General features: G+C 67.5%; 9 protein-coding genes and 1 pseudogene. 1 reads left to right on the top strand and 9 read right to left on the bottom strand.

The features are described from left to right. Positions 1 to 13: 13 nt before the first annotated feature. The 6 genes from rpoB to APM_RS14685 all read right to left on the bottom strand — a co-directional run bounded on the left by rpoB (position 14) and on the right by APM_RS14685 (position 7,668). Complete coding sequence (gene rpoB / locus APM_RS14710; RefSeq protein WP_007424167.1) at positions 14 to 4,216, bottom strand: DNA-directed RNA polymerase subunit beta; 4,203 nt, start codon at positions 4,214 to 4,216, stop codon at positions 14 to 16. Between the two features lie 221 nt (positions 4,217 to 4,437). Then, positions 4,438 to 4,821, bottom strand: coding sequence for a 50S ribosomal protein L7/L12 (rplL, locus tag APM_RS14705; protein ID WP_007424166.1), 384 nt, complete (start codon positions 4,819 to 4,821; stop codon positions 4,438 to 4,440). Positions 4,822 to 4,893: 72 nt separating this feature from the next. Then, positions 4,894 to 5,418 (bottom strand): 50S ribosomal protein L10, encoded by a 525-nt coding sequence (rplJ, locus tag APM_RS14700; protein ID WP_039888922.1) that lies wholly within the window; start codon positions 5,416 to 5,418, stop codon positions 4,894 to 4,896. Between the two features lie 257 nt (positions 5,419 to 5,675). Then, positions 5,676 to 6,368, bottom strand: coding sequence for a 50S ribosomal protein L1 (rplA, locus tag APM_RS14695; RefSeq protein ID WP_007424164.1), 693 nt, complete (start codon positions 6,366 to 6,368; stop codon positions 5,676 to 5,678). 2 nt (positions 6,369 to 6,370) lie between these two features. Further along, positions 6,371 to 6,805 (bottom strand): 50S ribosomal protein L11, encoded by a 435-nt coding sequence (gene rplK / locus APM_RS14690; RefSeq protein WP_007424163.1) that lies wholly within the window; start codon positions 6,803 to 6,805, stop codon positions 6,371 to 6,373. A 209-nt stretch (positions 6,806 to 7,014) separates the two neighbouring features. Continuing rightward, entirely contained in the window at positions 7,015 to 7,668 is a 654-nt protein-coding gene (locus tag APM_RS14685) for an OmpW family protein (RefSeq protein ID WP_241763170.1), read from the bottom strand. A 194-nt stretch (positions 7,669 to 7,862) separates the two neighbouring features. On the opposite strand from APM_RS14685, the gene APM_RS14680 reads away from it, so the two are divergent. Continuing rightward, a complete protein-coding gene (locus APM_RS14680) occupies positions 7,863 to 8,843 on the top strand; it encodes an aldo/keto reductase (RefSeq protein WP_007424161.1) in 981 nt (326 codons plus the stop codon). Between the two features lie 82 nt (positions 8,844 to 8,925). Here APM_RS14680 and gltX read toward each other — a convergent pair whose 3' ends face one another. The 3 genes and pseudogenes from gltX to APM_RS14665 all read right to left on the bottom strand — a co-directional run. Continuing rightward, on the bottom strand, positions 8,926 to 10,326 hold the full coding sequence (gene gltX, locus APM_RS14675) for a glutamate--tRNA ligase (protein ID WP_007424160.1): 1,401 nt from the start codon (positions 10,324 to 10,326) through the stop codon (positions 8,926 to 8,928). Between the two features lie 39 nt (positions 10,327 to 10,365). After that, the gene (locus tag APM_RS14670) at positions 10,366 to 11,208 is read right to left on the bottom strand and encodes a TIGR01459 family HAD-type hydrolase (RefSeq protein WP_007424159.1); all 843 of its coding nucleotides are present in this window, start codon (positions 11,206 to 11,208) and stop codon (positions 10,366 to 10,368) included. After that, a pseudogene (locus APM_RS14665) lies at positions 11,205 to 11,437 on the bottom strand (dihydroorotate dehydrogenase (quinone)); the annotation flags it as partial. The gene APM_RS14670 and the pseudogene APM_RS14665, both read right to left, overlap by 4 nt.

The raw sequence follows: 11,437 nt of genomic DNA, 5'->3' as shown, positions 1-11,437 counted from the left end.
CGAACGGTCCTGGTCAGTCCACGGACAGGTTGAGATCGACGTTCAGGCCGAGCGACTTCAGTTCCTTGGTGAGAACGTTGAAGCTCTCGGGCACGCCGGCCTCGAAATTGTCCTGCTCGCGGACGATCGCCTCGTAGACCTTGGTGCGGCCGGAGACGTCGTCCGACTTGACGGTGAGCATTTCCTGCAGCGTGTAGGCCGCGCCATAGGCCTCGAGCGCCCAGACCTCCATCTCGCCGAAGCGCTGGCCGCCGAACTGCGCCTTGCCGCCCAGCGGCTGCTGGGTGACCAGGCTGTAGGGGCCGATCGAGCGGGCATGGATCTTGTCGTCCACCATGTGGCCGAGCTTGAGCATGTACATGTAGCCCACCGTCACCTTGCGCTCGAACTGCTCGCCGGTGCGGCCGTCGCAGACGGTCATCTGTCCGGAGACGTCGAGGCCGGCCTTGGCCAGCATGTCCTCGATGTCGGTGATGCGGGCACCGTCGAACACCGGGGTCGCGATCGGCACGCCCTTGCGGATGTTGCCGCACAGCTCGCGCAGCTCGGCATCCGACATCGAGGCGATCTGCTCGTTGTAGATCTCCTCGCCATACACGCTCTTCAGCATCGCGTGCAGGCGCTCGCGCTCGGCGACGTCACGCTGATAGGCCTCGACCGCCTCGCCGATCTGCCGGCCGAGATTGGCGCAGGCCCAGCCGAGATGGGTTTCGAGGATCTGCCCGACATTCATGCGCGAGGGCACGCCCAGCGGGTTGAGCACGACATCGACCGGCGTGCCGTCTTCAAGGAACGGCATGTCCTCGATCGGCACGACCTTGGAGACGACACCCTTGTTGCCATGGCGGCCGGCCATCTTGTCGCCCGGCTGCAGCTTGCGCTTCACCGCGATGAAGACCTTGACCATCTTCATCACGCCGGGCGGCATCTCGTCGCCGCGCTGCAGCTTCTCGACCTTGCTCTCGAAACGCTGCTGCAGCTTGTGGACCGAAGCGTCGAACTCGCGCTTCAGCGTCTCGATCTCGGCCATCACCCGGTCGTCCTGGACGGTCAGGTTGCGCCAGGCGCCGCGCGGGATCTCGGCGAGCAGTTCGGTGGTGATCTCGGTGCCCGAGCGCACCCCCTTGTAGCCGGAGCCGGCGACCTGGCCGAGCAGCTTCTCGCGCAGGCGGTTCAGGAAGGCGCGCTCCTGAATGGCCCGCTCGTCGTCCCGGTCCTTGGCGAGGCGCTCGATCTCGGCGCGCTCGATCGCCAGCGCGCGCTCGTCCTTGTCGACGCCGCGGCGGTTGAACACCCGCACGTCGACCACCGTGCCGTTCACGCCCGGCGGCAGCTTCAGCGAGGTGTCGCGCACATCCGAGGCCTTTTCGCCGAAGATCGCGCGGAGCAGCTTTTCCTCCGGCGTCATCGGGCTCTCGCCCTTCGGCGTGACCTTGCCGACCAGGATGTCGCCGGGGTTCACCTCGGCGCCGATATAGACGATGCCCGCCTCGTCGAGATTGCGGAGCGCCTCCTCGCCGACATTCGGGATGTCGCGCGTGATCTCCTCCTGGCCGAGCTTGGTGTCGCGGGCCATGACCTCGAATTCCTCGATATGGATCGAGGTGAACATGTCCTCGCGCGCGACCCGCTCGGAAATCAGGATGGAGTCCTCGAAGTTGTAGCCGTTCCAGGGCATGAAGGCGCAGAGCACGTTGCGGCCGAGCGCGAGTTCGCCGAGCTCGGTCGACGGGCCATCGGCGATGATGTCGCCGGCGCCGACACGGTCACCCACGCGGACCAGCGGGCGCTGGTTGATGCAGGTGGACTGGTTGGAGCGCATGAACTTGCGCAGGCGGTAGATGTCGACGCCCTGGGTCGTGCCGTCCTCGCCGGTGGCGCGGACGACGATGCGGGCGCCGTCGATCTGGTCGATCACGCCGGCGCGGCGGGCGACGATGGTCGCCCCCGAGTCGCGCGCAACCGGCGCTTCCATGCCGGTGCCGACCAGCGGGGCATCGGACTTGATCAGCGGCACCGCCTGGCGCTGCATGTTCGAGCCCATCAGCGCGCGGTTGGCGTCGTCGTTCTCGAGGAACGGGATCAGCGCCGCGGCAACCGAGACGAGCTGGCGCGGCGAGACGTCGATCGCCGTGACCTCGTCGGGTTTGACCAGGCGGAAATCGCCGTTGCGGCGGACCGAGACGAGGTCTTCGGTCAGCGTGCCGTCGGCGAGCTTCGGCGCATCGGCCTGGGCGACGGTGAGGCGCTCTTCCTCCATCGCCGAGAGATACTTGTATTCGTCGAGCACCTTGCCGTCCTTCACGAGGCGGTAGGGCGTCTCGATGAAGCCGTACTTGTTCACCTTGGCGAAAGTGGCGAGCGAGTTGATCAGGCCGATATTCGGGCCTTCCGGCGTCTCGATCGGGCAGATGCGGCCGTAATGCGTCGGGTGCACGTCGCGCACCTCGAAGCCGGCGCGCTCGCGGGTGAGGCCGCCCGGACCGAGGGCCGAGAGGCGGCGCTTGTGCGTCACTTCCGAGAGCGGGTTGGTCTGGTCCATGAACTGGGAGAGCTGCGACGAGCCGAAGAACTCGCGGACCGCGGCGGCCGCCGGCTTCGCGTTGATCAGGTCGTGCGGCATCACCCCGTCGATATCGACCGAGCCCATGCGCTCGCGGATGGCGCGCTCCATGCGCAGCAGGCCGATGCGGTACTGGTTCTCCATCAGTTCGCCGACCGAGCGGACGCGGCGGTTACCCAGATTGTCGATGTCGTCGACCTGGCCGCGGCCGTCCTTCAGCTCGCACATGATCTGGATGGTGCGCAGGATGTCTTCCTTGCGCAGCACGCGCACCGTGTCCTCGCATTCAAGGCCGAGGCGCATGTTCATCTTCACCCGGCCGACGGCCGAAAGGTCGTAGCGCTCGGCATCGAAGAACAGGCCGCGGAACAGCGCCTCGGCGGTCTCCGAGGTCGGCGGCTCGCCGGGGCGGATGACGCGGTAAATATCGATCAGCGCGTCCTCGCGGCTGGCATTCTTGTCGGCGGCGAGGGTGTTGCGGATCCAGGGCCCCTTGGCCTGGTCGATCGCGAGGGTCGGGATCTCGTCCAGCCCGGCATCCTCGAAGGTCTTGAGCTTGGCCTCGGAGATCTCCTCGCCGGCATCGGCGAAGATCTCGCCGGTGTTGGGGTCGAACAGATCCTCGGCGACGTAGCGGCCGATCAGGTCGGCGCGGCTGACCAGGACCGTGCGGGTCTTCACGGCGATCTGGCGGGCGACGCGCGCGGTCAGCTTGTCATCGGCCTTGGCAACGACCTCGCCGGTCTCGGCGTCGACCAGGTCCTCGACCAGCTTGGCGCCGCGGAACGTCTCCGGCTCGAAGGGGCGCGCCCAGGCGGTTTCGCCGTCCTTGGTCCGGGTGCGGGTGAAGGGCACCTTGCCGTAGAAATAGGTAAGGATTTCCTCGGCATCCATGCCGCGGATCTCGCCGATCTCCAGCGACTCGCCCTTCGCCTCGCGGGCGGCGCGCAGCGCCTCGGTGGCGCGGCCTTCCAGCGCATAGAGCAGCGTGGTGACCGGCAGCTTCCGCTTGCGGTCGATGCGGACATAGATGAGGTCCTTGGCGTCGAACTCGAAATCGAGCCAGGAGCCGCGATAGGGAATGACGCGGGCGGCGAAGAGATACTTGCCGGAGCTGTGGGTCTTGCCCTTGTCGTGGTCGAAGAACACGCCGGGGCTGCGGTGCATCTGGCTGACGATGACGCGCTCGGTGCCGTTCACGACGAAGGTGCCGTTGTCGGTCATCAGCGGCATGTCGCCCATGTAGACGGGCTGTTCCTTGATGTCGCGGATCGAGCGGGCGCCGGTGTCTTCATCGACGTCCCAGACGATCAGGCGCAGCACCACCTTCAGCGGGGCCGCGTAGGTCATGCCGCGCTGGATGCATTCCTCGACGTCGTATTTCGGCTCCTCGAGCTCGTAATAGACGAATTCGAGACGGCCGCGGCCGGCGAAGTCGTCGATCGGGAAAACCGACTTGAAGACTTCCTGCAGGCCGGAATTGGTGCGGGAGTCGGGCGAGACGTGCATCTGCAGGAACGCATCGTAGCTTGCGCGCTGCACGTCGATCAGATTGGGCATCGGCGTGGTTTCAGGGATACGCCCGAAGCTCTTGCGGATGCGCTTGCGATTGGTGAAGGAAACTTTGTTCAGGCCACCCGAAATCGCATTCATGCTCAGACCCCGATCTATATTCCAGTGACCGCGCCGCGGCCCGGGGCTACCATCAGCCCGGGCGTCGCCGCGTCAGCGGCGGGAAACCCCGCCAGTCATCAACCGCCGCTCCGCCCTCACCCGAGGCACGCAACGGCAAACGGGCGGAGCGCCAGGGGGCGCCCCGCCAGTTTCAGTCCTGTCGCGCCGCCGGCCCGAAGGCCGCGCGGCGCGGGGTAACATCACTCGATGCCGACAGATGCGCCCTGCTCTTCCAGAACCTTCTTGATCTTCTCGGCCTCGTCCTTGTTCACGCCTTCCTTCACGGTCTTCGGCGCGCCCTCGACCAGATCTTTGGCCTCCTTCAGGCCGAGACCGGTGATCGTGCGGATTTCCTTGATCACGTTGATCTTCTTGTCGCCAGCGGCCTTGAGGATCACGTTGAATTCGGTCTTCTCCTCGGCCGGCGCGGCAGCCGCGCCACCGCCGGCGGGCATCGCCGCCGCGACCGCGACCGGAGCCGCAGCTGAAACGCCCCACTTCTCCTCGAGCAGCTTGGAAAGCTCCGCCGCTTCGAGAACCGTGAGGCTCGAAAGCTGTTCAACCAGATTTGCCAGATCAGCCATTGTTCAATTCCTTAGAATAGTCGTTCAGTTGGTTCCATGCAAGCCGGGAGTGCCGGCCTGCGTCATGTCGTCTCAGGCCGCCTCGGCCTCATCCGCCCTGGCATAGGCCGCAAAGACCCGCGCGAGCTGGCCGGCCGGAGCCTGCAGCACACCCGCCACCTTCGTCGCCGGCGCCTGGATGAGACCCAGGAGGCTGGCGCGGAGCTGATCGAGCGACGGCAGTTCGGCGAGCGCCTTGACGCCGGATGCATCGAGCATCTGCGTCCCCAGCGCGCCGCCGACCAGCACGAACTTCTCGTTGGTCTTGGCGAACTCGACGGCCACCTTCGCCACCGCCACCGGGTCCTGCGACCACGCAAGCGCGGTCGGCCCCTTCAGCATCGGCTTCAGTCCGTCGAATCGGGTCCCTTCCAGAGCGAGGTGAGCCAGACGGTTCTTCGCCACCTTGTACTGCGCGCCCGCTTCCCGCATCTTCACGCGCAGCGCCGTGACATCGGCCACGGTCAGACCGTCATTACGGCTGACCACGACCATCGACGTCTCGGCGAACACCGCGGCGAGTTGGTCCACGAATTCACGCTTCTGTGCGCGATCCACGTCGATCTCCACTCGTCAGGCGGGGTGCGTTTGGACCGCATCCCGCCGGGTTGCCCAAGCGGCCGGGACCATCCCGGCCGCCGTTCGCCTGTCCTCAGATCGGAACCATCGGAACGAAACGCTCCGATCCCCGTCTCCGGTGTGCGGGAGAACTCCCTTCAAGGCTTGCGCCACATACCGTCTTGGACAGGTCCGGAACCGCCGGCGTGAACCGGCCGATCCCGTCATGGCCGGGGCCGAGGCCCCGGCGCATCTCGTCAGGCTGTCAGGCTGCTGACATCCACCCGCACGCCGGGCCCCATCGTCGACGACAGGGCGGCCTTCTGCAGATAGGTGCCCTTCGCACCCGTCGGCTTGGCCTTCTGGATCGCATCGACCAGAGCCTTGGCGTTCTCGATCAGCTTTTCGGCCTCGAAGCTCGCCTTGCCGATACCGGCATGGATGATGCCCGCCTTCTCGGCGCGGAACTCGACCTGGCCGGACTTGGCCGCGGTGATCGCGCCCTTCACGTCCATCGTCACGGTGCCGAGCTTGGGGTTCGGCATCAGGCCGCGCGGGCCGAGGATCTTGCCGAGCCGGCCGACCAGGGCCATCATGTCTGGCGTCGCGATGCAGCGGTCGAATTCGATCGTGCCGTTCTGCACCAGTTCGGCGAGGTCTTCCGCGCCCACCACGTCGGCACCGGCGGCCTTCGCCTCTTCGGCCTTCGGGCCGCGGGCGAACACGCCGACGCGCAGCGTCTTGCCGGTGCCGTTCGGCAGGGAGATCAGGCCACGGACCATCTGGTCGGCGTGACGCGGATCGATGCCGAGGTTGAGCGAGAGCTCGACGGTTTCGTCGAACTTCGCGGTGGCATTGGATTTCACCAGCGCCATCGCCTCCACCACCGGGTAGAGCTTCGCGCGATCGACGGCGGACTGAGCCTTCGCGAGCCGCTTGTTCTTTGCCATGATCAGCCCTCCACCACCGAAAGGCCCATCGAGCGGGCCGAACCGACCAGCATGCGCACCGCGCCGTCGACGTCGTTCGCGTTCATGTGCACCATCTTGGTCTGGGCGATCTCGCGCAGCTGGCTCATCGTCACCTTGCCGACGGTGGCGCCCTTGCCGGTCGCGGTCGAACCCTTCTGGATGCCCGCGGCCTTCTTGAGGAAATAGGTGTTCGGCGGCGTCTTGGTGATGAAGCTGAAGGTGCGGTCGGCATAGGCGGTGATCACCACCGGCACCGGCATGCCCACTTCCATCCCCTGCGTGGCCGCGTTGAAATCCTTGCAGAACTGCATGATGTTGAGGCCGCGCTGGCCGAGCGCGGGGCCGACGGGCGGCGACGGATTCGCCTTGCCCGCAGGAATCTGCAGCTTGATATAGCCGACGACTTTCTTCGCCATGAGGCGCACTCCTGATCCGAAGGCGTGCCGCCGGGCGAGCCCGGAACACGCCAATGGACCGCGGTTCCAACGGCCCAGCCACCCGTGGCCGAGCCTCCCGCGTTCCGATTGAGAGGCGCGCTATACAGGGCGGCGGCGCGTCTGTCGAGTCGGGAAGCGCGCCTCGGGCCGGCGTCAACGCCAGCGGGCGCCGGCCCGTGCGGTGCGGTTCAGAACCGGTAGCCGATGCCGGCGCCGACAATCGTCGGGTTGATCGCGGCATGCGCGACGATCGTGCCATGGCCGACGCTCGCCCGCGTGCCGGCGAAGATCTGCTTGACCACGAAGTTCGCATACCAGCGTCCCTGCACGTGCCAGTCGAACCCGGCCTCGATCGCCGGGCCGATGCCCGTGCGGTAGGTTACCGAGTCGAGCCCGAGGGACTTGAGGTCGGAGGCGGTGCTCTGGCCGTAATAGAACAGGACCGACAGGCCGGCACCGACATAGGGGACGAAATCCCCCATGCCGCCGAAATGGTATTGCAGGGTGACGGTGGGCGGCAGCACCCAGACGCTGCCCACCTTCACCGTGCCGAGCGCCGAGCCGGTGACCTCGACATTGTGGCGCGAGGTGCCGGCGATCGCCTCCACCGCGATGTGGGGCGTGAAGAAATAGGAGAGGTCGATCTCGGGAATCGCGGTGTCCGACGCCTTCACATGACCGCCGATGACCGATACGTCGCTCGATGAATTGCGCGGCAGGACGCCATCCGCCCGCAGGCGGACGAGGATGTCGCCGGCGTGAAAGCCGGTCGGGCCAGTCACCTGTGCGGCGGCCGGCAGCGCCGAGGCGAGGAGCAACGCAGCGACGCCGGTAGCCGTCATGCAAGCCTTCATGATGGTCGGATCCTTCTCGAAGTGCCGGCGCACGGCGCGCCGGGCATGGCACCATGTTGCTGCACCGCAACAAGCCGAGCCTTGATCGGGATCAAGGACAAGTTGCGCCATTGGCCGGCACGGGGCTGCATGACGGGGCGGAACGCCCCATATGGGCGGCGGATCAACTGACGGAGAGACGCATGAAGACAAGGAAACTCGGATCACTCACGGTTTCCGCCCTGGGCCTCGGCTGCATGGGCATGTCGGATTTCTATGGCGGACGCGACGAGGCGGAAGCGCGCGCGACGTTGGAGCGCGCGCTGGAACGCGGCATCACCTTCTTCGATTCCGCCGACATGTACGGCTTTGGCGACAACGAGCGCCTGCTGTCGGATTTCGTGAAGGCGAACCGGAGCAGGATCGTACTCGCGACCAAGTTCGGCAATGAATTCACCGAGGACCGGCAGCGGGTCGGCATCAACGGGCGGCCCGACTATGTGCGCCGCGCCTGCGACGCCTCGCTCAAGCGGCTCGGGATCGACACGATCGATCTCTACTATCAGCATCGCGTCGATCCGAACGTGCCGATCGAGGAGACGGTGGGCGCGATGGCGGACCTCGTGAAGGCCGGCAAGGTGCGGCATCTCGGCCTGTCCGAGGCGGCGCCGGCCACGATCCGCCGGGCGCACAAGGTCCATCCGATCACCGCGCTGCAGACCGAGTATTCGCTCTGGTCGCGCGAGCCGGAGGGCGAGATTCTCGCCACCGTGCGCGAGCTCGGAATCGGCTTCGTGCCCTATTCGCCGCTCGGCCGCGGCTTCCTGACCGGGGCGATCGCAAGGCCCGAGGATCTCGCCGCCGATGACTGGCGGCGCCACGCCCCACGCTTCCAGGGCGAGAATTTCGCGAAGAATCTCGAACTGGTCGGGAAGGTGAAGGCGCTTGCGGCGGAGAAGAAGTGCACCGCCGGGCAACTCGCGCTGGCCTGGGTGCTGGCGCAGGGCGAGGACATCGTGCCGATTCCGGGCACCAAGCGGCGGGCCTATCTCGACGAGAATATCGGCGCGCTCGACGTGACGCTGACGCCGGAAGACCTCGCCGCGATCGAGCGGATCATGCCGGCGGATGCGGTGGCGGGAACGCGCTATCCGGAAGCGGGGCTGAAGGCGGTCAATCGCTGATGTTCTGTTCCCTCCCCGGCTGAAACGCGAATGGCGGGCGGCCTTGCGGCGCCCGCCATTTTTTCGGCCGGCAACGGCGGCGCTATTCGCCGAGGACGGCAAAGATCCGCTTGCGGACCTCGATCGGGCCGAGCGCTTCCATCACCGCGTCGATCGGCGGGCTGACGGTGCTGCCGGTCAGCGCCGCGCGGAGCGGCTGGGCAATGGCGCCGAGCTTTTTCTCCTCGCGCTCGGCATAGGCCTTCATCGCCTCGTGCAGCGCCGCCTTCGAGAAATCGGTCTTGTCGAAATCGAGCAGCAGGGCGGCGAGGTCGTCGCGCGCCGCCTCGGTGAGCAGGGCTTCGGCCTTCTCGGTCATCGGCAGCGGCGCCTCACGAACGACGAAAAGGGTGGATTCCGCCAGTTCGGCCAGGGTGCGGGCGCGGTCCTTCAGCCCCGGCATCAGCATCGCGATGCGGCCCGCCGCCTCGGTGCTCACCGGAAAGCCGTGATCGCGTTCGAGCCGGGCGACGACATCGGCGGCAAGGCGTTCGTCCTCGGCGGCGCGGAGGAAGACGGCGTTGACGTGGAGCAGCTTGGCATAGTCCATCCGGCTCGCGGCGCGGCCGACGCCATCGAGGTCGAACAGCGCGACCTGCTCCTCGCGGGGCAGGATCTCGGCATCGCCATGGCCCCAGCCGAGGCGGAGCAGGTAGTTGCAGAGCGCCTCGGGCAGATAGCCCTCGTCGCGGAACTGCAGGACCGAGACGGCGCCGTGACGCTTCGAGAGTTTCGCACCGTCCGCGCCGTGGATCAGGGGGATATGGGCGAAATTCGGCCGCGCCCAGCCCATCGCGTCGTAGATCTGGGCCTGGCGGAACGTGTTGGTCAGATGGTCGTCGCCGCGGATGACATGGGTGATGCCCATGTCGTGGTCATCCACCACGACGGCGTGCAGATAGGTCGGCGTGCCGTCGGAGCGCAGCAGGATCATGTCGTCCAGCTCGGCGTTCTTCACCCGCACCTCGCCCTGGACGAGATCGTGGATCACGGTCTCGCCCTCGCGCGGGGCGCGCAGGCGGATGACCGGATCGACGCCGGCCGGCGCTTCGGCCGGATCGCGGTCGCGCCAGCGCCCGTCATAGCGGAACGGTTTTTTGCTCCGCTCGGCCTCGGCGCGCATCTCGGCAAGCTCCTCGCGGGAGCAGTAGCAGCGATAGGCCTGGCCGGCGGCGAGCATCTGCTCGGCCACCTCGCGATGGCGGGCATAGCGGGTCGACTGGTAGACCGGCGGTTCGTCGGGCTTCAGGTCGAGCCAGTCGAGCGCGTCGAGGATGACCTTCGTTGCCTCGGGCGTGCTGCGCTCGCGGTCGGTATCCTCGACGCGGAGCAGGAACTGGCCGCCGTGATGGCGGGCGAAGAGATAGTTGAACAGGGCGGTGCGGGCGCCGCCGATATGGAGCATGCCGGTGGGCGACGGCGCGAAACGGACGCGGATTGTCATGACCCCGGCGCTATCACGAAACGGCGCGGGGATGAACCCTTACCAGCGGAACCCGCCGATGATGGCGCGCGGATCGAGCCCGGCGGCCGCGCAATCCGCCCGCGCCTCGGCCGGCGTGGCGACGTGGATGCCGGACAGCACGAGCACCGAGGCGATGCCGGCCGCCTTCGCGCCGGCGATGTCGGTGCGCAGCGAATCTCCGAACGCGATGGTCCGGCCAGGTTCGGTGCCGAGCAGGTCGAGGGTCGGGCGATAGACGGCGGGATCGGGCTTGCCCCGCCAGATCACCCGCCCGCCCCAGGCGGCGTAGCGCTGGGCGAGCGTGCCGGCACAGATGATGCGGCGCCCGTCGCGAATCACCTCCAGGTCCGGGTTGGCGCAGACCATCGGCAACCCGGCCCCGAGGGCCTCACGCAGCAACGGATCGAAGGCGGCGGGATCGTCGGGCGGCGCGAGATCGTCCGGGCCGGTGTTGAGCAGGAAATCGGCGGCGCCGGGGCGGTCGGCCTCGGCGAGGCCGAGATCATCGAACAGGTTGCGGTCACGCGGCGGGCCAAGATGGAACAGACGGTCGCCCAGGGCCGCGAAATCGGGCTCGGTGCGTGAGACCAGCGCAGCGCGGACGGCTTCGCCGCTGGTCATGATGCCGTCGTATAGCTCGGGGCCGATGTCCATCGCGGCCAGGGCGGCGGCGACCGGCGCGGTGCGGCGGGGCGCGTTGGAGAGGAAGACGACGCGCTTGCCGGCCTCGCGCAGGTGGCGCAGGCAGGCGGGAACGCCGGGATAGGGGCGCACGCCGTCATGCACCACGCCCCAGAGATCGACGATGAAGCCGTCGTGATCATGGGCGAGGGTTTCGACGCTCATCGTATCGGCGGTCATGGAGCGATCTCCGCGAGGCGGTCGGCATCGCGGCCGACGAGCTCGGCGAGGGTGGCGGCGCCGTACTGGTCGAGCAGGGCGGACAGGCCGGCGGCGAGGCGGGGCAGCAATGACGGCCCCTGATAGACGAAGGCGGTATAGACCTGCACGAGGCTGGCGCCGGCGCGGAACTTGGCGAGGGCCTGTTCCGGCGTCGCCACGCCGCCGACGCCGATCAGCAGAAGCCGGT

It is taken from the genome of Acidiphilium sp. PM, from assembly GCF_000219295.1.
Classification (GTDB): domain Bacteria; phylum Pseudomonadota; class Alphaproteobacteria; order Acetobacterales; family Acetobacteraceae; genus Acidiphilium; species Acidiphilium multivorum.
The sequence above is the reverse complement of the archived record's forward strand: the minus strand, read 5'-3'. Positions and strand labels throughout refer to the sequence as shown.

Bases quoted from the DNA above. Each gene is read 5' to 3' on its own strand.
- rpoB (WP_007424167.1), bottom strand. From the start codon at position 4,216: ATGAATGCGATTTCGGGTGGCCTGAACAAAGTTTCCTTCACCAATCGC.
- rplL (WP_007424166.1), bottom strand. From the start codon at position 4,821: ATGGCTGATCTGGCAAATCTGGTTGAACAGCTTTCGAGCCTCACGGTT.
- rplA (WP_007424164.1), bottom strand. From the start codon at position 6,368: ATGGCAAAGAACAAGCGGCTCGCGAAGGCTCAGTCCGCCGTCGATCGC.
- rplK (WP_007424163.1), bottom strand. From the start codon at position 6,805: ATGGCGAAGAAAGTCGTCGGCTATATCAAGCTGCAGATTCCTGCGGGC.
- APM_RS14685 (WP_241763170.1), bottom strand. From the start codon at position 7,668: ATGACGGCTACCGGCGTCGCTGCGTTGCTCCTCGCCTCGGCGCTGCCG.
- APM_RS14680 (WP_007424161.1), top strand. From the start codon at position 7,863: ATGAAGACAAGGAAACTCGGATCACTCACGGTTTCCGCCCTGGGCCTC.
- gltX (WP_007424160.1), bottom strand. From the start codon at position 10,326: ATGACAATCCGCGTCCGTTTCGCGCCGTCGCCCACCGGCATGCTCCAT.
- APM_RS14670 (WP_007424159.1), bottom strand. From the start codon at position 11,208: ATGACCGCCGATACGATGAGCGTCGAAACCCTCGCCCATGATCACGAC.